This is a genomic window from Mycolicibacterium llatzerense, assembly GCF_025331195.1.
GTDB classification, from domain to species: Bacteria; Actinomycetota; Actinomycetes; order Mycobacteriales; family Mycobacteriaceae; genus Mycobacterium; species Mycobacterium llatzerense.
Genome location: NZ_LXOV01000014.1, coordinates 141,472 through 164,279 on the forward strand (window position 1 = coordinate 141,472; position 22,808 = coordinate 164,279).

Here is a 22,808-nt window from a genome sequence, read left to right on the forward strand (position 1 = left end):
GCGATCACTACAGAACAAGCGGAGGTCCCGATGAGCAGTGATGACACCTACGACGTCGCCGTCGTCGGGTATGGCCCGACTGGTGCCACCGCGGCCAACCTGCTGGGCCAGCTGGGGCTGAAAGTCTTGGTGATCGAGCGTGACCCGGACATCTACAGCCGGGCGCGGGCGATCTCCACCGACGAAGAGGTGCTGCGGGTCTGGCAGTCGGTCGGGCTGGCGGAGCGACTCCAGCGCGACATGCTGCCGGGCCGCCCCGTTGCCTTTGTCGACGCCGATGGGCGCCCGTTCATCGAAACGGTCATCTACGGCCGCGGGTGCGGCCATCCGTCGCAGCAGTTCCTGTACCAACCGGCGGTTGACTCGGTACTTCGCGAAGGGGTAGCGCGTTTCGCCAACGTCGAGGTCCTCCTGGAACACGAATGCTTGCGGGTGGCCAACCGGACCGACGATGTCGAACTGCTGCTCGCCGACCTGCGTACCGACACGTTCAAGCGGGTGACCGCCCGCTATGTCATCGCCTCGGACGGTGGCTCGTCGGCGACGCGCGGGGTGCTCGGCATCGGGTACAGCGGACGCACCTACGGCGAGCGCTGGGTCGTCATCGACACCAAGGTCATCAAGGAATGGGATACCCACGACCGCTTGCGGTTTCACTGCAATCCGGAACGGCCGACCGTCGATTGTCCGACGCCGCTGGGGCATCACCGGTGGGAGTACCCCGCCAGAGCGGGGGAGGACGAGAAGGATCTCGTCAGCGATGAAGCCGTCTGGAAGGTGTTGCGGGAACAGGGCATCACGCCCGACCATGTCGAAATCCTGCGTGCGGTCGTCTACAGCCACCACGTTCGGGTAGCGGACCGTTGGCGCGTCGGCCGCGTGTTCCTGGCCGGTGATGCCGCACACGCCATGCCGCCGTGGATCGGCCAGGGCATGTCCGCGGGCGTGCGCGACGCCGCAAACCTGTGCTGGAAACTAGCGGCAGTCCTACGCGGCCAGGCACCGGACTCGTTGCTGGATTCCTATGCCGCAGAACGCAAGCCGCACGTCACAGAGGTCACCCGGCGCGCGGTTCTGGTCGGCCGGGTCATTACCGAGCGGAGGCCCTGGCTGGCCGCCATCCGCAACCACGTCGTGCGGGCGCTGACCAGGATTCCCGGCGCCAACGCCGCAGGTCAGAGGTTCTGGTGGATTCCGGACGCCCACTACGACGACGGCTTCTTCGCGGCCGCGCATCCGGCGGTGGGCCGGCAGATCCCGCAACCCACCGTGGACGGTGTGCCACTCGACGATCTGCTGGGCGGCCGCTGGACGCTGCTGCACACCGGCGCCGTGCCGGTCGGGGCGGCGGCCTGGACGGCGGCCGGCGCGTCGGCTCTGCAGATAACCGAACCTAGCCTCGTGCGGTGGCTGGCTGACCACAAAGCCGACGCCGTCGTACTTCGACCCGACGGATTCATCTACGCCGCAACCTCTTCCGGACAACGACTCCCGGCTCCGCCGGCCGGACTGAACCTCACCACCTTGACAGGAGCGCCCGCATGACCACCACCCGCACCGAACACACCGTCACCGTCGGCAATCGGAAGATCTTTGTCGCCGAGTCCGGTTCGGGCCCCGCGGTGATGCTGCTGCACGGCGGCGGCCCCGGCGCCTCCGGCGTCAGCAACTACTCCCGCAACATCGACGCGCTCGCCAAGCGTTACCGCGTCCTCGTCCCCGACATGCCCGGCTACGGGCGCTCATCGAAGGGCATCGACAAGTCCGATCCCTTCGGCTGCCTGGCGGACACGATGCGGGGACTGCTCGACGAATTGAGCATCAGCACAGCACATCTGATCGGCAACTCCTACGGCGGAGCCGCGGCACTGCGGTTGGCGCTGGACACCCCGGGCCGCGTCGGCAAGCTCGTGCTGATGGGACCCGGCGGTATCGGCACCACGCGCGGCCTGCCGACCGCCGGACTGAACAGCCTGCTGGCGTACTACAGAGGCACCGGCCCCAGCCGGGAGAAGCTCGCCGAGTTCATCCGCAATTACCTCGTCTACGAAGGTGATTCGGTGCCCGCCGAGCTGATCGATCTGCGCTACACCGCGTCGATCGATCCCGAGGTGGTGGCCGATCCGCCGCTGAGCCGGCCGTCCGGACCGTTTGCCCTGCGAACACTGTGGCGCATGGACCTCACCCGCGACTCGCGGCTGGCATCGCTGCAGACGCCGACGCTGATCTTGTGGGGCCGCGACGACAAGGTGAACCGGCCCTCGGGCGGACCCATGCTGCAGAACATCATGCCCAACGCCGAACTGGTCATGACCAGCCGCACCGGACACTGGATGCAGTGGGAACGCGCCGACCTGTTCAATCAACTGGTCGACGAATTCCTCTCTGACAACACGGTTTTCCAGCCATGAGCGTGTTCGGTCATGTGTCGCTCGGTTACCTGGCGGTCGAGACGGAGCGGTTCGCCGACTGGCGGCGGTTCGGCCGCGACGCGATCGGCATGCACCTCGATGACCTCGACACCGGCGCCATGCGCTTCCGGCTCGACGAACAACAATGCCGGTTCCTGCTGCGGCGCGGACCGGCCGAGGATGTCACCGCGCTCGGCTGGCAGGTCGACGATCACGAGACCTTCGACGAGATTCTCGGGCGCGTGCACCGCTGCGGCGTGCCGGTCACTGTCGGGAGCGACGAGGAAGCCGCGCTGCGCGGCGTCGAGCGCCTGGTGCGGATACCCGGCCCAAACGGGCTGGCGCAGGAGCTGTACACGCGGGCGCACGCCGGCGACCACCTGTCCGTCGCCGGAAAAGGTTTCGTCACCGGCGAATTCGGACTGGGCCACGTGGCCGTGACGAGCACCAGGCCGCACGAGGTGCGCGGCTACTACAACACCTTGCTCGATGCGCGGCTCAGTGACTTCATCGATGAGACGATGAGCGGGGTGAAGGTCAAAATCCGGTTTCTCCGGGTCAACCGGCGCCACCACTCCGTGGCCATCGCAGCGGTGAATCGGCTGCCCATCAACCCGATTCGAACCCGGGTGCAACACCTCAACATTCAGGTCGCCGAGCTCGACGATCTGACGGACAGCTACCAGCGCGTGCGGGCCCTGGGATTCGACATGGCGCTGGGCATCGGTCAGCACACCAACGACCGCGAGCTGTCGTTCTATGCCGTCACGCCATCGGGTTTCGAATGGGAGGTCGGCTGGAACCCGCTGATCGTCGACGAATCGACGTGGAAGCCGACGACTCACCAGGGCATCAGCATCTGGGGCCACGAGATGCAGGCCAGCGTCGACAAGCTCGGGCAGTTCTCGACGGCAGTCAGGTCATTGCTGCACCGCGAAGACACCGTTCCCGCGCTGGCGGGCGTCGGCATTCTCGACTGATCCATTGAAGGAGAACATCATGAACCGTATTGATACCCACCACCACATGGTCCCGCCGGAATACCGAAAGGTGTTGGATCGCGCCGGTATCGGCGATGCCGGCGGCCGGGCGATGCCGGACTGGGCTCCGGAAGCGTCGCTCGACGCGATGGCTCGCCTCGGCGTCGCCACCGCCATCCTGTCGGTCTCCGCGCCGGGCACGACGATGCTGCCGGCCGCGGCCGACGCGGCCGCATTGGCCCGTGATCTCAACGACTACAGCGCAGAATTGGTTGCCGCCCAACCGGACCGGTTCGGCTTCTTCGCCACGCTGCCGATGCCGCACCTGGATGCCTCCGTCGCTGAGTCGGTGCGTGCACTCGACGAATTGGATGCCGACGGCGTGTTCCTGCTTGCCAACAGCGTCGGGACCTATGTCGGTGCGCAGGGCCAGGACGCGTTGTTCGCGGAGCTCGACAAGCGTTCGGCCGTCGTGTTCATCCACCCTGCCGAGCTGCCGGGCCCCACGGTCGACGGAGTGCTGCCCTTCGCCGCCGACTTCCTGCTCGACACCAGCCGGGCAGCGTACCTGCTGGTGCGCAACGGTATTCGACGCCGCTACCCGAACATCCGGTTCATCCTCAGCCATGCCGGCGGGTTCGTCCCGTATGCGTCCTACCGGATGGCTATGGGCATCGCCAGTGATGTCGGCGGCAGCCCGGCTGATCACCTCGACGACTTCGCGGGCTTCTACTTCGACACCGCACTGTCGTCCACGGCGGCCGCGCTACCGTCGCTGTTGGCTTTCGCGAAGCCGGGCCACGTCACCTTCGGCTCGGATTTCCCATTCGCGCCTGTAGAGGTCAGTCAGCTGTTCGCGGCCGGGCTGGAGTCATACGGGGGATTGGACGATGCCGGGCGGATCGCGATCGATCGCACCAATGCGCTGGCCCTCTTCCCACGGCTGGGTGCGGCCGCGCCGCCGCCGGCGCCGTCGCTGGTTGACCAGGCCCGGCATACCGCCAGCAGGGCATTGATGCGGGGCGTGGCCCGACTGATGACGGGGTAGCGGCCCCGGGCCGGCGAAACGGTGATCCTCGATGGCTATTGTGCTCGCCGTCACTCAAAGATAAACTAGCGATATCTAATTTATTGAATCGCTGGTGAGCTGTCCGGGGTGATGTCCACGGCTCGCGTCAATCTTGAAGGGACACAGCCGTGGCCGACCACCTCATTCAAGACAGTGTGTTGGACGTCGGGCTGGTCGACCGACTGGCCCGTGGGATCACGGGGAGCGGCGCTCCCGCGACCACGGTGCATCCGTTCACCGGGTCGCCACTGGCGCAGCTGCCGACCTCGACCGCGGAGGACGTCGCCGGCGCCTTTGTGAAGGCGCGGGCCGCGCAGGCGAAATGGGCGGCCACTCCAGCGCGGGAGCGCGCGAAGCCGTTCATCAGGCTGCACGATCTGATCCTCAACCACAGCGAGTTGATCGACATCGTGCAGGCTGAGACCGGCAAGGCGCGCAACAGTGCGTTCGAGGAGACGGTCGACGTCGCTGGGGTTGCGCTCTACTACGGCAGGCGCGCCCCCGACTTTCTCGCGCCGCGCAAGCGTTTAGGTGCGATTCCGATGGCCACCCGAACCCGCGAGCTACGCCACCCCAAAGGCGTGGTGGGCATCATCTCGCCGTGGAATTACCCCCTCTCGCTTGCGGTTTGCGACGCCATCCCGGCGCTGCTGGCCGGCAACGCCGTCGTGCACAAGCCGGACACCCAGACCGCGCTCACCGCGCTGCGGGCCCGGGAACTGCTGATCGAAGCCGGACTGCCGGCCGACCTGTGGCAGATCGTGGTCGGCGATCCCGCCGAGGTCGGGGAGCCGCTGCTGAACCACGCCGATCACATCTGCTTCACCGGCTCGACGCCTGCGGGAAAACGAATCGCGCAAGCGGCCGCCGCCCGGCTGATCGGCTGCACACTGGAATTGGGCGGCAAGAACCCGATGCTGGTGCTCGACGACGCCAACCTGGACAAGGCGGCCTCGGGAGCCGTGCGGGCGTGCTTCTCCACCACCGGACAGCTGTGCATGTCGATGGAACGCATCTACGTCGCCGACAAGGTGTACGACGTGTTCCTCGACAAGCTGGTCATCCGGACGCGAAACATCAAGCTGGGCAGTGGCTTCGGTTGGGACTACGAGGTGGGGACACTCACCTCACAGCGGCAGCTCGACGTCGTCGAGCGCCATATCGCGGACGCGGTCGACCATGGTGCCACCGTCCTCGTCGGCGGCAAGGCGCGGCCCGAACTGGGTCCGTTCTTCTACGAACCCACCATCCTGTCCGGCGTCACGCCCGAGATGGCGGTCTTCACGAACGAGACGTTCGGACCCGTCGTATCGGTCTATCGGGTGGGCAGCGACGCCGAGGCGATCGAGCGCGCCAACGACAGCGAATTCGGGCTCAACGCGAGTGTGTGGACCACCGACATCGCCAGGGGCCGCCGGGTCGCCGAACAGATCCGTTGTGGCTCAGTCAATATCAACGAGGGCGTCGGTGCCGCATTCGTCTCCAACGACGCGCCGTCAGGCGGGATGAAGCAGTCCGGGCAGGGTCGTCGGCACGGCGAACACGGCCTACTGGAATACACCGAACTGCAAACGGTGGCCAGCCAACACGTGATCGGCTTCGACCCGATTCCGGGTACCACGCCGAAGACCAACGCCGCACTGCTGGTGGCGATCTATCGACTCATGAAACTGCTCCGCATCAAATGACAGGCGAACCGATGACTGCACTGGATGAATTGACCCTGTGCGCGGCATTTCAGCGTACCGCCGCCGTCGACCCCGACGCCGTGGCCCTGCGGACACCTGGTGATGCTGTCCAGCTCACCTGGGGCGAGTACGCCGCGCGCGTCCGCGACGTGGCTGCCGCATTGGCCGCGCTCGGCGTCCGGCGTGGGGACGCCGTCGCTCTGATGATGGCCAATCGTCCTGAGTTTCACATCTTCGATACGGCGGCAATGCATCTCGGCGCCACACCGTTCTCCGTGTACAACACCAGCGCCCCCGGTCAGATCAACTACCTGCTCGCCCATTCGGGGGCCCAGGTCGTGGTGTGCGACGCCGAGTACGTCGCGCGGGTGCGCGAGGCCGCTCCGGACCTGCCGCACATCATCTGCGTCGACGGCCGGGTCGACGGGGCGACGTCGATGGAGGAGTTCGAGGCCAACGCCGATCCCAGCTTCGACGTCGAATCAGCCTGGCGTGCAGTTGAACCCGATGATGTGCTCACGCTGATCTATACCTCCGGAACGACGGGTCCGCCCAAGGGCGTCGAGCTGACCCACGCGAACATGATGGCGCAACTGTGGGCGGCCACCGAGGTGTTCGACATTCGGCACGGTGACCGCATCACCTCCTACCTGCCGTCTGCACACGTCGCGGATCGGCTCTCGTGTCACTACATTCAGATGACGCAGGGCACGCAGATCACGTGTGTCGCCGACATGAACGCGATCGTCCCGGCCTTGGTGGATACCCGGCCGACGTTCTGGGTGGCGGTGCCCCGCGTATGGGAGAAGTTGAAGGCGGGTATCGAAGCGCAGCTAGCGGCGATCGCCGAGCCAGACATGCGCGCTGCGGCCACCCAGGCGCTGGAAGCGTCCCTGCGTAGGGTTCGCCTCGAGCAAGCCGGCGAGGAGGTGCCAGCAGAACTGGCCGAGGCATGCCGCCGCGCGGACGAGCTGATGCTGACGCCGCTGCGGGCAAAACTCGGATTGGACCAGGTCCGTTTTGCCATGTCGGGTGCCGCGGCAGTGTCACCCGAAGTGCTGGAATTCTTTCTGGCGCTGGGTATCACCATATGTGAGATCTGGGGAATGTCGGAGACCGTGGGGGCCACGACCGGCAATCCGCCGCAGAAGGTCAAGGTCGGTTCCGTCGGCCCTCCGCTGCCCGGCGTTGAGTTGCGGATCGCCGAAGACGGCGAGGCGTTGGTGCGCGGACCCATCGTGATGCGCGGGTACCGCAATGACCCCGAGCGCACCGCGGAGGTTCTCACGACCGACGGCTGGCTGCACACCGGTGACATCGTCACCCAGGACGCCGACGGATATGTGACGGTCACCGGCCGCAAGAAGGAACTGATCATCAACTCGGCCGGAAAGAACATGTCGCCCGCCAACATCGAGACGACCATCTTGGCGTCGATTCCGGGGCTGGCGAGCGTCGTCGTTATCGGCGACGCCCGGCCGTACAACGTGGCGCTCGTGGTGCTCGACAGTGAGATGGCTCCGGGAATCGCTGCCCAGCAGGGTATTTCCGACACCAGCGTCGCAGCGCTGGCATCCTGCCCGACGTTCCGGGAGTTCGTCGAAGCGGGCATGAGTGACGCGAATGCCAAGCTGTCCCGGGTGGAGCAGATCAAGCGCTTCGAAATCCTGTCCAGCACCTGGGAACCCGGGGGAGACGAGATCACCCCCACCATGAAGCTGCGCCGGAGCAACATCACCGAGAAGTACGCGGAGCACATCGAGCGGCTCTACGCGGGCTGAGTAATGCCGCGCTAGAGGGTGATTGGCAAGCGGGTTCGGCGAATCGATGAAAAGAGTGCGCATGACCGAGATGATGAACGAGATCGCTGAGTCGAGGCCGCGTTCTCCCGGTCGCCCGAAGGCCGATCAGGGTCTCGATACGCGTGCGGACCTGTTGCGCGTTTCCCGGGAACTCTTTGCGGCCCATGGCTATGCCGGCACCTCGGTCTCGGATGTGGGCAAGCGGGCCGGTGTCACGGTTCCGGTGATCTACCAACGGTTCGGCAACAAAGCCGGCTTGTTCGTCGCTGTCGCCGAGGATGTCTACGGCCAGGGTGTGGCGATGATGCGGGCGAGCGTCGAAGCGGCCACAACGTTCGAGGAAGCGGTCGAGGGGACGCTCCGTGACGTCGCCGCACTGCATCACGTCGGCCCGTGCATCGGCGCGATGGTCGTGACGGTTCTCGTCGAGGCTGAGCGTGACCCTGAATTGGGGCGGCGGCTCAAGCCGACGCTGCGAACCTTGCGTCAGCTGTGTGATGACATCGCCGCCATGGCGCCGGCCGAACTCGCTGAGACTGAAGACGATCGCCACGATCTTTCGCGCGCGCTCATGTCGCTGTTCAGCGGGATCATGACGTCGTCGATTCTCATCCACCGGGTTCCGGATTATGAGCGGATGGTGGGAAGTATTGCCGCGCTGTTGAAATGGGGTCGCGGCAGCGCGAGCTGACGCCCTTCGTGTGGCGCGGGCCAATGGTTTAGCTCGTTGACGGGGAGCGCTCTGGTTGATATAAGTTAATCAACGCTAATTTAGTAGCAGTCACTTGGAAGGATGTACCCATGTCGGCACCAACTGTTGACGTACCCAGCCTCAGCCTCGTCCCGAGCGAGGAAGAGATCGCCATCCGTGCCTCGGTGCGGGCCATCTGCGAAAAGTACGGCGACAACTACGGGCGGAAGTGTTACGACGAGGGACGGTCGCCGACTGAAGTCTGGGATGCGTTGGCTGAGGCCGGTTTTGCCGGCATCAACGTTCCTACCGAGTGGGGCGGCGGCGGCATGGGTATGGCGGGTCTGGCGATCGTGGGCGAGGAGGCATCCGCCGCGGGCCACCCCATGCTGATGCTGGTGGTGTCGTCGGCGATCACCGGGTCGATTCTCGAGAAACACGCCACCGATGAGCAGAAGGAACGGTGGCTGCGCGGAATCGGCGCCGGTACAACCAAATTCTCGTTCGCCATCACCGAGCCCGACGCCGGCAGCAACTCGCACAACTTGGGCAGCACGTTGACGCCCACCGCCGACGGCAGCTTCCGGCTGAAGGGCCAGAAGACCTTCATCTCCGGTGTCGAACTGGCCGACGGCATTCTCGTCGTCGCCCGGCACCGTGACCCCGACGGCACCCTCGGCGCACCGTCACTGTGCATCATCGATGTCGACGCTCCAGGACTGCGGCGCACCCCCATCCCCATGCCGTACCTCGGCCCGGAATCGCAGTGGCAGTTGTTCTTCGACGACATCGAGGTCCCGGCGGAGAACGTCATCGGTGCGCCTGGCGCCGGTCTCGCGGCGGTGTTCGACGGGCTCAACCCGGAGCGGATCATGGTCGGTGCGTTGTCCACCGGACTGGCGATGCGTGCCCTCGACAAGGCGTGCGACTACGCGCGTGAGCGCACCGTGTGGAAGACGCCCATCGGTGCGCACCAGGGGATCGCGCATCCGTTGGCCAAGGCGAAGATCGAGGTCGAGATGACCCGGCTGATGACGCAGAAGGCGTGTGCGCTGGTGGATGCCGGTCACCCCGCTGCCGGTGAGGCATCGAACTACGCGAAATTCGCTGCGGGAGAGTCGGCTACGCATGCCGTGGATGCCGCCATCCAGACGCACGGCGGCAATGGTGTGGCCCTGGAATACGGCATCTCCGACCTCTACTGGTTCGCCCGGCTGATGCGTATCGCACCCGTCAGCGCGGAGATGATCCTGAACTTCGTTGCCCAGCACACGCTGGAGCTGCCGCGGTCGTACTGAGGACACCGTCGAACGCAACTGGGTGGCGGAATAACCGCCTGGAGCTCGCCGCCCAGTTGCGCTCGACGCCGCGTCGCGGGACGCCTAGAGATTCCCCACTTCCAACTCCAGGTACTCGGCGTACTTGGCTTGTGCCGCTTCACGTTTGCCCGGCAGCCACTCGGTCGGCCACAGCTCGTCGGTGCCGGTGTAGTCGCGCAGCACCTGCTTGGCGACCGTGACCTTGTGCACCTCGGTCGGTCCGTCGGCCAGCCCCATCACCGCGGCGCCGGCAACCATGCCCAGGAACGGCACCTCATTGGTGACCCCGAGGGCACCGTGCACTTGCATTGCGCGCCAGGCGATGTCGTGCAGCACCGTCGGCATGACGACCTTGACCGCGGCGATGTCCTTACGGACCTTCTTGTAGTCGTTGTACTTGTCGATCTTCCACGCGGTGTGCAGCACGAACAGCCGGAACTGCTGCAGCTGCGCCCAGGAGTCGGCGATGAAGCCCTGCACGGCCTGTTTGTCGGCCAGCAGGCTGCCGGCGGTGTGCCGCGACAACGCCCGCTCGCACATCATGTCGAGCGCCTTCTGCGACAGCCCGATGGTGCGCATCGCGTGGTGGATGCGGCCGCCGCCGAGGCGCGTCTGCGCGATGACGAAGGCCTGGCCCTCACCGCCGAGCACGGCCGAATTCGGCACGCGCACATTGTCGTAATGAATCAGGGCGTGCGAGCCGTGGCCGTCGGATTCCCCGTAGATCGCTGAGTTGCGGATGATGTTGACGCCCGGGGTGTCGGTGGGGACGAGGAACATCGACATGCCCTGGTACGGGCTGACGTCGGGGTTGGTCACCACCATGACGATCAGGAACGTGGAGGTCGACGCGTTGGACGAGAAGAACTTGTAGCCGTTGATCACCCAGTCGTCGCCGTCGCGCACGGCGGAGGTGGTGAACTGCGTCGGGTCGGCACCGCCCTGTGGCTCGGTCATCGAATAACACGAGAAGACCTCGCCGTTGAGCAACGGCCGCAGGTACTGCTCCTTCTGCTCCGGGGTGCCGTAGTGCGCGATGATCTCCGCGTTGCCGGTGTCCGGGGCCTGACAGCCGAAGATGATCGGCGCCCACTGGCTGCGCCCCAGAATCTCGTTGAGCAGCGCCAGTTTCAGTTGCCCGAAACCCTGGCCGCCGAGTTCGGGGCCAAGGTGGGTGGCCCACAAGCCTTTTCGGCGCACCTGTTCCTTGAGCGGGTCGACGACCCGGCGTCGGGTCTCGTCGAGCGCGGTGTACTGCAGGTGCGGCCAGATCAGGTCGAGCGGCTCGACTTCGTCGCGCACGAAGGCGTCGGCCCAGTCCAGGAGCTCCTGGAACTCCGGATCGGTTTCGAAATCCCAAGCCATACGGCCTCCTTCAGTTCAGCCCACCGCGTCAGAAACAACCCCGCCTCTGTTTGTAACGCACCCGAACGGGTTTGGGAACGCCCAGCAGAATCAGGCCGGCGCCAACGAGTAGGTGTTGCCGAGGTTGTCCTGGGTGACATGGGCGTCGTCGATGGTGGTGTCGATACTCAGCGGGCTGGTCAAGGTCGACGTCCGATAGTTCCAGCCGTCGGGCAGCTGCAGTCGGGCACCGAGCGCCGGCAGGTCCGACAGCGACAGCGTCGGGTCGACGGTCCGGCTCCAGGACTGCATGACCCAGCGCTGCCCCTGCGGATCGAGCAGTTCGAAGACCGGCCGCCCGGCCCCGAACACGAACACCGTGCGGCGGCTGACCTTGTTCACGCTGTAGGGCGCCGGGTTCATCGACGACAGTTGCACCGTCGCCTGCTGCAGCATCTCGATGCCGCCGAACGACTTCTTCTCGCCGACGTCCGCACGGGTTTTCACGATCTCGCTCATCAGCCAGTAGCGGGGGCCGTTGAGCAAAGCAGCGGCGACCCCGTTCTCACTTGCGAGGCCCTGCGGGTTGAGCGCCGACCAGGCGTCCTGTGGGCAGTCATTGAGCGGGTAGGTGTTGAACACCGCGACCTGGGGCCCGGTGGGTGTCTGGGAGACCAGCAGAACTTCGCCGTAGCGCTTGCCGAACGTATCGGCCGGAGAATTGTCCATCCCGTCAACGCTACGGCCGAAATCGCGGCAAAAGACCCCGATTTGTCCCATTTCGTGGGAGGTAGAGGCGCATTTTGTGTATCCGCTATGGATAAAAGTTTGGTGAGCTAGGTATATTTCGCGCGACAGTGATTGTGTAACGCCGCCGAGCTCCATTTCCATGGACCTGTCGGGCCTGATGGAAGGGTGCCCCGCGTGAGTGCCACCAACACCGAACGATCCAAGATCGGCCACCTGATCTGGGTGCTGGCGATACCGATCGTGATCGGCTGGTTCGCGCTCAACGTCGCCACCAACACGCTGGTCCCGCCGCTGGAGAAGGTCGGCGAGGCACACACCGTCGGGCTGAGCGCCAAGGACGGCCCGGCGATGATCGCGATGAAGCAGATCGGCGCCAACTTCCAGGAGTTCGATTCCGACAGCAACGCGATGATCGTGCTGGAGGGGGACCAGCCGCTCGGCGCCGAGGCACACCACTACTACGACGGTCTCGTCGCGAAGCTGACTGCCAACACCGAGCATGTCGAGCACGTCGCGGACTTCTGGAGTGACCCGCTGACCGCGGTCGGCTCGCAGAGCGCCGACGGCAAGGCCGCGTACGTCCAGGTCTACCTGCGTGGCAACCAGGGCGAGACGAAGGCCAACGACTCAGTCGCCTCGGTCCGGCAGATCGTCGCCGACTCCAAGCCGCCGGCCGGGCTCCACGTGTTCGTCACCGGCGGCGCCCCGCTGGTGTCCGACCAGCACCACGCCGGCGACAAGAGCGTCGCCAAGGTCACCGCCATCACCTTGCTGGTGATCGCCGTGATGCTGCTGGTGGTCTACCGGTCGATCATGACGATGATCCTGATCCTGCTGATGGTCTTCCTCGAACTCGGCGCCGCCCGCGGTGTCGTCGCGTTCCTGGCCAACGCGAATGTCATCGGCCTGTCGACGTTCGCGGTCAACCTGCTGACGCTGATGGTGATCGCGGCCGGCACCGACTACGCCATCTTCGCCATCGGGCGCTACCAGGAAGCGCGCGGCGACAAAGAAGACCGCGTGCAGGCCTACGACACCATGTTCCGCGGGACGGCGCACGTGGTCCTGGGATCCGGGTTGACGATCGCCGGCGCCATGCTGTGCCTGAGCTTCACCCGCTTGCCGTACTTCCAGACCATGGGCGTGCCCTGTGCGATCGGCACCCTCGTGGCCGTCGTCGCGGCCCTGACGCTCGGCCCCGCCGTGATCAAGATCGGTAGCCGGTTCGGCCGCTTCGAACCGAAGCGCCCGATCCAGTCCCGCGGCTGGCGTCGCGTCGGCGTCCTGGTGGTGCGCTGGCCGGGACCGGTGCTCGTCGCCACGCTGGCGCTCGCCCTTGTCGGACTCGTGACGCTGCCCGGTTACAAGACGAACTACGACGCCCGCCGCTACGTGCCGGCCGAGCTGACGGCCAACGTCGGATACGCCGCCGCCGAACGGCATTTCAGCGCGTCCCGGATGAACCCCGAACTGCTGATGGTGCAGAGCGATCACGACCTGCGGAACTCGGCAGACTTCCTGGTGATCAACAAGATCGCCAAGGCCATCGTGCACACCCAGGGTGTCGCGCGGGTGCAGACGATCACCCGCCCCGACGGAAAACCCATCAAGCACACGACAATTCCGTTCATCATGGGCATGCAGGCCGTCACCTCGAAGATGACGGAGAAGTACCAGCTGGATTCGATGGCCAACATGCTGCAACAGGCCAACGACATGCAGGTCAGCATCGACACGATGACCAAGATGCAGTCCATCACCACGCAAATGGCCGCCACGACGCACGACATGTCGATGAAGACGGCCAACATGGCGCTCGATATCGCCGACCTGCGCGACCACATCTCCGATTTCGACGATCTGCTGCGGCCGGTTCGGAACTACCTGTACTGGGAACCGCACTGCTACGACATCCCGATGTGCTGGTCGACGCGGGCGCTGTTCGACACCCTCGACGGCATCGACGTCATGACCGACGACATCCAGACCCTGGTGCCGGATCTGATGAAGCTGGACAAGCTGACGGCCGAGATGGTCACGGTGATGCCGCCGCAGATCGAGGTCATGAAGAACATGAAGCACTACATGCTGACCATGTACCAGACCCAGAAGGGTCAGGTGGATCAGCGTGCGGCGTCGTCGGACAACGCGGCGGCGATGGGCGAGGCGTTCGACAACTCGCTGAACGACGAAAGCTTCTACCTGCCACCGGAAGCCTTCGACAACAAGGACTTCAAGCGCGGCATGAAGAACTTCATCTCGCCGGACGGCAAGTCGGTGCGCTTCATCATCCAGCACGAAGGCGACCCGGCGACGCCGGACGGCATCGCCCACGTCGACCCGATCAAGCAGGCTGCCAAGGAAGCCATCAAGGGCACGCCACTGGAGGGCTCCAAGATCTATCTGGCCGGCACCGCGGCCACCTACAAGGACATGCACGACGGCGCGCAGTACGACCTGATGATCGCCGGAATCGCCGCGGTGTCACTGATTTTCATCATCATGCTGCTCATCACCCGAAGCATGGTCGCGGCGGGCGTGATCGTCGGCACCGTGCTGCTGTCGCTGGGCGCGTCGTTCGGTATGTCAGTTCTGTTGTGGCAGCACCTGATCGGCCTCGAGCTGCACTGGATGGTGCTGCCCATGTCGGTCATCCTGCTGCTGGCGGTGGGCTCCGACTACAACCTGCTGCTGGTGTCGCGATTCAAGGAAGAGCTGTCGGGCGGTCTGAAGACTGGCATCATCCGCTCGATGGCGGGCACCGGATCGGTGGTCACCTCAGCTGGTCTGGTGTTCGCCGCCACGATGGCGTCGTTCGCTTTCAGTGACTTGAAGGTCATGGCGCAGGTCGGTACGACCATCGCGCTGGGCCTGCTGTTCGACACCCTGATCGTCCGGTCGTTCATGACTCCGGCCATCGCGGCGATGCTGGGGCGGTGGTTCTGGTGGCCGAAGTTCGTTCGCCCGGAGGCATCCGAGCGGCGGTTGGCGGCCATCGGAATTCAGCCGGCCGCGGCCGGCAAGTAACTGTCTTCCCGCGAGCAGACGCAAAACTGTCGCAAAACCAGGGTTTGCGACAGTTTTACGTCTGTTCGCGAAGGGAGGCGACCAGTTCGGCGGTCATCTGGCGGGCCAGGGTGATCGGGGCGGTCGACCGGTCGAGCTTGGACGCGGTCAGGGCGCCGTCGTAGATGAGCTGAATGCGCTGAGCGATCGTGGCGGCATTCGGCACTGCGGCGTCCCGCAGGAGTGCGCTCAGCTGCTCGCGCATCCATAGCCGGTGCGCCCGTACCGGGTCGAGGGTGTCGCCTGGGAACTCGGTGGCCGCATTGGCGTAGAGACAGCCGCGGAACTGGCGTTTGCGTGCTGCGGCGGCCGCCAGGTCGAAGAACGCCAGCAGCTTCTCCACCGGGTCCTCGAGCCCGGATGTCTTCGTATTCCAGCGCTTGCGATCAGCCTGATCCAATTCATTCAGGTACGCGATGACCAACGCGTCCTTCGACCCGTACGAGCTGTACAGGCTGGCCTTGGCCACCCCCGCCTCGCGCAGGATCGTGTCGATGCCGACGGCGCGAATTCCCTGTGCGGCAAAGAGATTCGATGCCGTGGTGAGGAGTCGCTGAGCCGGCCCGGCGGGGTCGGTGCGGGGCGCCGGCCGGTCCGGGCGGTGGGTGCGAGTCGCGCTCATATCTGCACCATAGCCGAGGAACGTCGATAGACAGACCGGTCTGTTCATGCGAGCGTCGTGATGTCATCGCCACCGACGAACAGGAAGACACCGTGACTCTGTACCTCTACGAAATCGCCGGACTGACTGGCCGGGCCGACGTCGATCAGGCCATCAAGACGTTCGACGCCGAAGTGCACCGGGCCGGCGGCGAACTCATCGAGGCTCAGGTGACCGGACAGCACCGGCTGTTCGTGGTGGCCGAACTCGCTGATGGCCCGCTGTCGATCGATGCGGCTGCGGTTGGGGCCGCAGAACTCACCGGTCCACACGAAGTGCGACTGGTCGGCGCGGAACTGGACCAGCTGAAAGCCGTCCGCCCGACAGCCGGATACCTGGTCGAGTGGGACCTGCCCGCCGACCTGGACATGGAGAGCTACCTGAGCCGCAAGAAGGCCAACGCGCCGAAATACGCGGAGGTGCCCGAGGTCAGCTTCCTGCGCACCTACGTGCGGGTCGACATGGACAAGTGCCTGTGTTTCTACGACGCGCCGGACGAGGACGCGGTGCGGCGGGCGCGCGTGGCCGTGCAGACCCCGATCGATCGGTTGTACGGACTGGAAAGTGGTGGGCAGTGACGACTCTGGTGTCCGACGACGTCGCGACCAGGTTGGCGCATGTCACGACCGGGGTGGACGCCCGGGCCGGTGACCTGGACGCGGGGCGCACCGACGTCCGTGACGATCTGCGTGCCCTCGGCGCTGCCGGATTGTTCGGGCTTCGGGACCTGCCCGATTCCGTGCGGGTGATCGAGCAGGTGTCGGCGGTGAGCCTCGCCGCCGGGTTCTCGGCTTGGGCGCATCAGATGGCGATTCACTACCTCGCCGACCGGCCGGACCTGTCGGAGGCGTTGCTCACCGCACGCCGTCCCGGCGTGACCGCCATGGCAGCTGGGCTCAAGCACGTGGCGGGCCTCGGGCAGCTTCCGATCTTCGCCGGGGAGACGCGTCGTGGACTGCGGCTCAGCGGACCAATCCGCTGGGCGTCCAACGTCTTTGACGACGCGTTGATCGTCCTGCCGGCGCGGACCGTCACCGGGCGGTTGTATGTCGTCGCGGTCGACGTGAGCGCGGTCGGCGTGGTGGTCGATCCGGCGCCCGCGCTGATGGCCTTGGGTAGCACCGGGTCGACGTCGCTGCGCCTGGAAGAGGTCGAGGTGAACGCGGACCGCATCATCAGCGCCGACCTCACCGGGTTCGTCCGCGGGATCAAGCCGACGTTCCTGCTGCTGCAGACCGCATTCTGCGTCGGGGTCACCGGTGCGGCACTGACCGCTGCCCGTAGTGCGACCGACGCGCTGGCCGCCCAGTTCGACGGTGACCTCGCCGATCTGAAGGCGCAAGCCCAACGCAACCGTCGCCGCCTCTACGAATTCGCTTCGGCGCCAGGAGAAGTCGATCTGGCCGACGTGATCCGGCTCCGGCTGGACGCCGCCAACGTTGCGGTGGCGGCGACCCGTCTGGAATCGGCTCTGGCTGGTGGACAGGGCTATCGCGCCGGGACGGCGGCCAATCGTCGGTTCCGCGAAGCAGCTTTTCTGCCCGTGCAATCACCATCGGAAGGACAACTGAGGTGGGAACTGAAGCAGTACGAATAACAGCGGGCAGCAAGAGATTCGGCGACAGCGTGGTGCTCGACGGCATCGATCTGGCCGTCGAAGCGGGGGAGTTCGTCGCCGTGCTCGGGCGCAGCGGCAGCGGGAAATCGACGCTGCTGCGGGTGCTGGCCGGCCTGGAATCGCTGAGCTCGGGAACCGTCAGTTGGCCCGCCAGCGGCGAGCAGCCGCACATCGGGGTGGTTTTCCAGGACGCGCTGCTGATGCCATGGCTGACGGTGCTGGGCAACGTCTCCTACGCGCGACGATTCGCACGCCGGCGCAGTGGATTCGACGCGGACTATGCCGCCGAACTGATGCGGCGCTTCGGCGTCGACGAGCTCGCCGACCGCTATCCCGACCAGCTCTCCGGCGGGCAGGCCCAACGCGTGGCCATCCTGCGCGCGGTGGCGACCCGGCCTCAGTTGCTCCTACTCGATGAACCGTTCAGCGCGCTGGACCCCGCGACACGTGCCGACCTGCAACAGTGGTTGACCACGCTCACAACCGAATTGGGTGTCACGGTGCTGTTGGTCACCCATGACGTCGAGGAGGCGCTGGCCCTCGCGCAGCGCGTCGTCCTGCTGGCGGACGGCGGCCGCATCCGTCGCCAATGGCACCTGGGTGAAGCGGACCGATCGGGGCTGCGTGACGAAATCCTCAGCCATTATCGGGTTTCCGAACTGTGGGTGGCATGAGCCTGCTGATCTCGCGGCGGCGAGCGCTAGTAGCAGCGGTCGCGGCTGCCGGCGGGGCGTTCGGCCTGGCCGACCTGGCGCACAGTGCCACAACGGATTCCGCGGCGGCCGGACCGCTGCGGGTGGGTTATCTGCCGATCACCGACGCCGCGCCGTTGTTGATGGCGCACTCCGCGGGTCTGTATCCGGCCGGTGTGGGCAAGCCCGTGCTGTTCCGGAGTTGGGCGGCCCTGGGCGAGGCGTTCCTGAACCGGCAGCTCGACGTCGTGCATCTGCTGGTGCCGATGGCGGTGCAGTTGCGGTACGCGCTCGGTGGTGGGGTCCGGGTACTCGGCTGGAACCACACCAACGGCTCGGCACTCACCGTCGCCCCACACATCCGCGAATTGTCGGACCTCGCGGGAGCCCAGGTAGCGATTCCGTTCTGGTGGTCCATCCACAACATCGTCCTGCAGAAGATGTTGCGGGCCAACGGATTGCAGCCAGTGATTCGCCGTTCGGCGTCGCGGTCCGAGCGCACCGTGGAGCTCGTCGTCATGAGTCCGTCGGACATGGTGCCGGCATTGGCCACCGGCACCATCGGCGGCTACGTGGTTGCCGACCCGTTCAACGCGATGGCGCAGACCAAGAAGATCGGGCGCATCCACACCTTCCTCGGTGATGTCTGGCGCGACCATGCATGCTGCGCCCTGGTGACCCGCGATGACGTGATCAGCAGCCGTCCGGCCGCTGTTCAGCAGCTCACGGACGCGGTGGTGGCAGCACAACTCGTACTGTCGAACGACCGGAAGTCAGCGGCCGCGAAACTCGGCGGTGGTCGCTATCTGCCCCAGCCGGTGCCGGCGGTCGCGCTGGCGATGACCTATCCCACGGCGCCCTACCCGTTGCATCACCCGGAGTGGCAGCCGCAGCGGCTCGGCTTTCAGCCGTTCCCGTTCCCGAGCTTCACCACTGCACTCGTCGCGGCCATGCACAGCACCGTCGTCGATGGCGACCGGAGCTTCCTGGAGCGGCTGGACCTCGCCACCGTGCACGACGACCTTGTCGATGACACCTTCGTCCGTAATTCCATTCAGGCTCATGGCGGTCCGGCCGCATTCGGCCTCAGCGATTACACCCGAGCCGAGCAATTGGAGCTGTTATGACCACAACACCCGTCCGCGTGGTGATCGATCCACCGGCGGCGGTACGCCGTTGGACTCCGCCGGTGGCTGCCGTCGCCCTCGCGATCGGTCTCTGGTGGCTGGCGACCACCGTGTTGAGCGCCCCGCACTCGCTGCTGCGCCAGGCCGCGCCACAGCGCGTCGCGCCCGCGATCGTTGACCTGTTCTCCCGAGGTGTCCTGCTGCCGGATATCGGGATCAGCCTGTGGCGGTTGGTGATCGGGCTGGCGGTGGCGGTGGTCATCGGGATTCCGGCCGGATTGCTGCTCGGACTCAGCGTCACGGCCGAGCGAGCCACGGCGCCGCTCGTCCAGTTCGTCCGCATGATCTCGCCGCTGTCGTGGGCCCCGATCGCCGTGGCGGTGTTCGGCATCGGCAACGAGCCGGTGATCTTCCTGATCGCGGTGGCGGCCGTGTGGCCGGTGCTGATCAACACCGTGGCCGGCGTGCGCGCCGTCGACCCGGGCTATCTGGATGTGGCGCGGTCGTTCCACGCCACGCGGTGGGAACTGGTGACGGCCGTGGTGCTGCCGGCGATCCGCGGGCAGTTGCAGACGGGCATCCGCGTGGCGCTGGGCATTGCCTGGGTGGTGTTGGTCCCGGCGGAAATGCTGGGTGTGCGTTCGGGTCTGGGCTATCAGGTGCTCAACGCCCGCGACCAGCTGGCCTACGACCAGGTGGTGGCGGTGATCGTGGTGATCGGCGCGCTGGGCTTCGTACTGGACTTGATCGCGCGCCGGCTCACTTCGTCGGAGAGGCGAGGGCTGCCGCCCCACCGGAGTTAGGGTGTGGCGGTGAGTGTGTCGGCGATCGTCATCGTGCCGGCCGGCTTGGCGCCGGCCGACTTCACCGCGCCGATCGCCGGTGAACCGGCCCTGGTCCGGGCAGTACGGGCGGTGCGCGACGTGGCGCCGGTGAGGGTGGTGGCCGCTGACAGGTTGGCGGAGGCCGCCACCGAATGCCTTGCGGCGCACGACCTCAGCGACGTGCGTGTCATCACCGCGCCGAATGGCCAGTTATGGCACGAAATTGGCGAAAATGCGTGCGACAGGTGGCCACTCGGCGTCGGGGACGGGGTTCTGCTGCACGACGTGCGGTATCCGCTCGCTCCCGCTGATCTGGCGGTCCGCGTAGCGGCGGGGCTGGCGGACCACGACGTCGTACTGCCGGTCCTGCCGATGACCGACAGCGTGAAAAGCATTGCGGCGCACGACATTGTGCTCGGCAACGTGGACCGGTCGGAGCTCGTCACCGCGCAGTACCCGCGGGCGTTCTCGGCAACGGCCCTGGCCAGACTCCCACGGACCGATGACCTCGCCGCGCTGACCTCCGCCGGACTGCGGGTCGGCACCGTCGACGGGGACCCGAACGCATTCGCCGTCGACCTCGCGCAGGACCGGCGACTGCTGGAGGCGATCGTCACCGCCGGCTGAGCAGCCCTTCGGCGACCTGCACGTCATGCGCGAACGTCACCTTGAAATTCTGGGCCGACCCGGCGATCGCGTGCACCTCGATATCGGTGAAGCGCTCCACGCATGACGACGTGTCCGTGCCTTCGAAGCCGGCGGCGGCCGCGTCCTGGTAGGCCCGCCACAGCGGCGCGGCCAGGAACGCCTGCGGCGTCTGCACGCGGACCAGGGATTGGTCGATGGCACTGAGACCGTCGGCCGTCATCCGCAGCACGTCACCCGACGGCAGCACCGGAATGGCGCCGCCCTGCGCCCGCGCGGTGGTGACGGCGGTGTCCATCAAGTCAGCACCGGCGAGTGGGCGTGCGGCATCGTGGATCAGCACCACGTCGACCGTGCCGGCATCGATGTCCGTGGCCAGGTAGCTCAGCACGTTGTGTTCGGAACCGTGCCGGGAATCGCCGCCCTCGACGAATTCGACTGTGGTGCCGGGGAGTTCGTCGGCCATGAGTTGCACGACCTGGTCGCGTTCGCCGCGCCGGAACACCAGGATGGTGCGCGCGACCTTGGGGCTGGCAGCCACCGCCGCGACCGACCACGCCACCATGCTGCGGCCGGCCAATTGCAGGTAGGCCTTGTTGCCGTCGGCCCCGACCCGCGACCCGATACCGGCGGCGAGAACTACGCCAACGGCAATCGGGGGAGCAGACACGTCTTCACGGTAGTGGGACGGGAGCGGGGATCTGCGGCAGGCTTACCGTGACGCGGCCCGGACGCCGCCAGGATTTGCTGAAGGGACATGGCATGGACGGGGTGCAGCAGCACGCTCCTGACCCAAACAGCGCGGTGCGGGCGCATCGGCTGACGCCGATGCGGGGACGCGACCCGCACGAGCAGCACCGGGTGGCGACGCCGCTCGAGCTGCTGTTCGACCTGACCTTCGTCGTCGCGTTCGGGGTGGCGGCATCGGAACTGGCGCACATGCTGGCCGCGGGCCACGTCGGTGCCGGCATCACGGCATTCGTCTTCGCCACCTTCGCGATCATCCTGGCGTGGATCAACTTCACCTGGTTCGCCTCGGCGTACGACACCGACGACTGGGTGTTCCGGTTGATGACCATGGTCGAGATGGTCGGCGTGCTGGTCCTCGCGCTCGGTCTGCCGGCGTTCTACGCGTCGATCGAGCACGGCCACCACGTCGACAACGCGGTGCTGGTCGCCGGCTACGTGGTGATGCGAATTGCGTTGGTGGGACAGTGGTTACGCGCGGCACGGCAGGACCCGGCACGCCGGTCAGCGGCGATGACGTACGTGTCGATCGTGTCGGTGGTCCAGGTGGGCTGGATCGGGACGGTGTTCCTGCCGACGAATGTGCCGGTGACGCTGAGCATCTGGGTATTGCTGGCACTCATCGAACTGGGCGGTCCGATGGTCGCCGAGATACGGCGCGGCGGCACCCCGTGGCACGCCCATCACATCGCCGAACGCTATGGGCTGCTGGCGATCATCGCGCTCGGGGAGGGCGTCGTCGGGACGGTCGCCTCGCTCTCGGCTGTCGTCGGGGAGCATGGCTGGTCCGCTGACGCTGTGCTGCTGGCCATCTCGGGCACGGCGCTGACCTTCGGCATGTGGTGGGTGTACTTCACGGTGCCGGGAGCCGACGTCCTGCACGCGCACCGCGAACGGGGATTCTGGTTCGCCTACCTGCACATGCCGCTGTACGGCGCCATCGTCGCGACCGGCGCCGGCCTGCATACGGCCGCGTACTTCATCCAGCACCACTCGGCGCTGGGGTCGGTGGCGACGGTGCTGAGCGTGGTGATCCCGGTCGGCATCTACATCGCGTTGGTCTACGTGCTGTACGCGATGATGCTGAGGACGGTGGACGCCTTTCACCTGCTGCTGTTGGTGCTGACCGTCGTGGTGCTGGTGGCGACGGTGGTGCTGGCCGGCATCGGGGTGCCCATGGCCGTCTGTCTGCTGGTGGCGAGCCTGGCGCCCATGGTGAGTGTGGCCGGGTTCGAGATCGTCGGGCACCGGCATGCGGCCGCCGCGCTCGAGGCCGTCCGCGGCCAGTGAAGTTCTGCGCAGAAGCCCCGCAAATCGCCGCAAATTGGTGCTCTTGTGGCCGGTGGCGCTAACGGTTCAGAAGGGGTAACTGTC

At 66.2% G+C, this 22,808-nt stretch carries 20 protein-coding genes; 16 read left to right on the forward strand and 4 right to left on the reverse strand.

Going from position 1 to position 22,808, the window contains the following annotated elements:
* Positions 1-30 precede the first annotated feature (30 nt).
* The 8 genes from A7G45_RS21770 to A7G45_RS21805 all read left to right on the forward strand — a co-directional run bounded on the left by A7G45_RS21770 (position 31) and on the right by A7G45_RS21805 (position 9,939).
* Entirely contained in the window at positions 31-1,545 is a 1,515-nt protein-coding gene (locus A7G45_RS21770) for a bifunctional 3-(3-hydroxy-phenyl)propionate/3-hydroxycinnamic acid hydroxylase (protein ID WP_260940243.1), read from the forward strand.
* On the forward strand, positions 1,542-2,411 hold the full coding sequence (locus A7G45_RS21775) for an alpha/beta fold hydrolase (protein WP_260940245.1): 870 nt from the start codon (positions 1,542-1,544) through the stop codon (positions 2,409-2,411). Before A7G45_RS21770 ends, A7G45_RS21775 begins: the two co-directional genes overlap by 4 nt.
* On the forward strand, positions 2,408-3,391 hold the full coding sequence (locus tag A7G45_RS21780) for a VOC family protein (RefSeq protein ID WP_260940246.1): 984 nt from the start codon (positions 2,408-2,410) through the stop codon (positions 3,389-3,391). Before A7G45_RS21775 ends, A7G45_RS21780 begins: the two co-directional genes overlap by 4 nt.
* 19 nt (positions 3,392-3,410) lie before the next feature.
* Positions 3,411-4,439, forward strand: a complete 1,029-nt coding sequence (locus A7G45_RS21785) for an amidohydrolase family protein (protein WP_260940247.1) — start codon at positions 3,411-3,413, stop codon at positions 4,437-4,439.
* Positions 4,440-4,588: 149 nt separating this feature from the next.
* Positions 4,589-6,148 (forward strand): succinic semialdehyde dehydrogenase, encoded by a 1,560-nt coding sequence (locus tag A7G45_RS21790; protein WP_260940248.1) that lies wholly within the window; start codon positions 4,589-4,591, stop codon positions 6,146-6,148.
* An 11-nt stretch (positions 6,149-6,159) separates the two neighbouring features.
* Positions 6,160-7,929 (forward strand): AMP-dependent synthetase/ligase, encoded by a 1,770-nt coding sequence (locus A7G45_RS21795; RefSeq protein WP_260940249.1) that lies wholly within the window; start codon positions 6,160-6,162, stop codon positions 7,927-7,929.
* A 61-nt stretch (positions 7,930-7,990) separates the two neighbouring features.
* Positions 7,991-8,641 (forward strand): TetR/AcrR family transcriptional regulator, encoded by a 651-nt coding sequence (locus tag A7G45_RS21800; protein ID WP_260940251.1) that lies wholly within the window; start codon positions 7,991-7,993, stop codon positions 8,639-8,641.
* Between the two features lie 110 nt (positions 8,642-8,751).
* On the forward strand, positions 8,752-9,939 hold the full coding sequence (locus A7G45_RS21805; protein WP_260940252.1) for an acyl-CoA dehydrogenase family protein: 1,188 nt from the start codon (positions 8,752-8,754) through the stop codon (positions 9,937-9,939).
* Between the two features lie 84 nt (positions 9,940-10,023).
* Here the strand turns inward: A7G45_RS21805 and A7G45_RS21810 are convergent, their stop codons facing one another.
* Entirely contained in the window at positions 10,024-11,325 is a 1,302-nt protein-coding gene (locus A7G45_RS21810; RefSeq protein WP_043984307.1) for an acyl-CoA dehydrogenase family protein, read from the reverse strand.
* Between the two features lie 90 nt (positions 11,326-11,415).
* On the reverse strand, positions 11,416-12,033 hold the full coding sequence (locus A7G45_RS21815; protein ID WP_260940253.1) for a hypothetical protein: 618 nt from the start codon (positions 12,031-12,033) through the stop codon (positions 11,416-11,418).
* A 195-nt stretch (positions 12,034-12,228) separates the two neighbouring features.
* On the opposite strand from A7G45_RS21815, the gene A7G45_RS21820 reads away from it, so the two are divergent.
* Positions 12,229-15,081, forward strand: coding sequence for an MMPL/RND family transporter (locus A7G45_RS21820; protein ID WP_260940255.1), 2,853 nt, complete (start codon positions 12,229-12,231; stop codon positions 15,079-15,081).
* A gap of 55 nt (positions 15,082-15,136) precedes the next feature.
* Here the strand turns inward: A7G45_RS21820 and A7G45_RS21825 are convergent, their stop codons facing one another.
* A complete protein-coding gene (locus A7G45_RS21825) occupies positions 15,137-15,742 on the reverse strand; it encodes a TetR/AcrR family transcriptional regulator (RefSeq protein ID WP_260940257.1) in 606 nt (201 codons plus the stop codon).
* Between the two features lie 92 nt (positions 15,743-15,834).
* On the opposite strand from A7G45_RS21825, the gene A7G45_RS21830 reads away from it, so the two are divergent.
* From A7G45_RS21830 to A7G45_RS21855, 6 genes are read left to right on the forward strand one after another with little or no spacing between them, the layout of a single operon-like run.
* Positions 15,835-16,359 (forward strand): DUF4242 domain-containing protein, encoded by a 525-nt coding sequence (locus A7G45_RS21830; protein WP_260940259.1) that lies wholly within the window; start codon positions 15,835-15,837, stop codon positions 16,357-16,359.
* Positions 16,356-17,378 carry an acyl-CoA dehydrogenase gene (locus A7G45_RS21835; protein WP_377042180.1) on the forward strand — a complete coding sequence of 341 codons (1,023 nt, stop codon included), beginning with the start codon at positions 16,356-16,358 and terminating at the stop codon, positions 17,376-17,378. Before A7G45_RS21830 ends, A7G45_RS21835 begins: the two co-directional genes overlap by 4 nt.
* Positions 17,354-18,073 (forward strand): ABC transporter ATP-binding protein, encoded by a 720-nt coding sequence (locus tag A7G45_RS21840; RefSeq protein WP_260940260.1) that lies wholly within the window; start codon positions 17,354-17,356, stop codon positions 18,071-18,073. Before A7G45_RS21835 ends, A7G45_RS21840 begins: the two co-directional genes overlap by 25 nt.
* A complete protein-coding gene (locus A7G45_RS21845; RefSeq protein WP_260940262.1) occupies positions 18,070-19,218 on the forward strand; it encodes an ABC transporter substrate-binding protein in 1,149 nt (382 codons plus the stop codon). The genes A7G45_RS21840 and A7G45_RS21845 overlap by 4 nt, the downstream gene beginning before the upstream one ends.
* Complete coding sequence (locus A7G45_RS21850) at positions 19,215-20,021, forward strand: ABC transporter permease (RefSeq protein WP_260940263.1); 807 nt, start codon at positions 19,215-19,217, stop codon at positions 20,019-20,021. Before A7G45_RS21845 ends, A7G45_RS21850 begins: the two co-directional genes overlap by 4 nt.
* Positions 20,022-20,030: 9 nt before the next feature.
* A complete protein-coding gene (locus tag A7G45_RS21855; protein WP_260940264.1) occupies positions 20,031-20,669 on the forward strand; it encodes an IspD/TarI family cytidylyltransferase in 639 nt (212 codons plus the stop codon).
* Here A7G45_RS21855 and A7G45_RS21860 read toward each other — a convergent pair.
* Positions 20,656-21,357 (reverse strand): IspD/TarI family cytidylyltransferase, encoded by a 702-nt coding sequence (locus A7G45_RS21860; RefSeq protein WP_260940265.1) that lies wholly within the window; start codon positions 21,355-21,357, stop codon positions 20,656-20,658. The genes A7G45_RS21855 and A7G45_RS21860 overlap by 14 nt on opposite strands.
* A 158-nt stretch (positions 21,358-21,515) precedes the next feature.
* Between A7G45_RS21860 and A7G45_RS21865 the strand changes: the two genes are divergently transcribed.
* A complete protein-coding gene (locus A7G45_RS21865; protein WP_260940484.1) occupies positions 21,516-22,724 on the forward strand; it encodes a low temperature requirement protein A in 1,209 nt (402 codons plus the stop codon).
* The last annotated feature ends 84 nt before the right edge of the window (positions 22,725-22,808 follow it).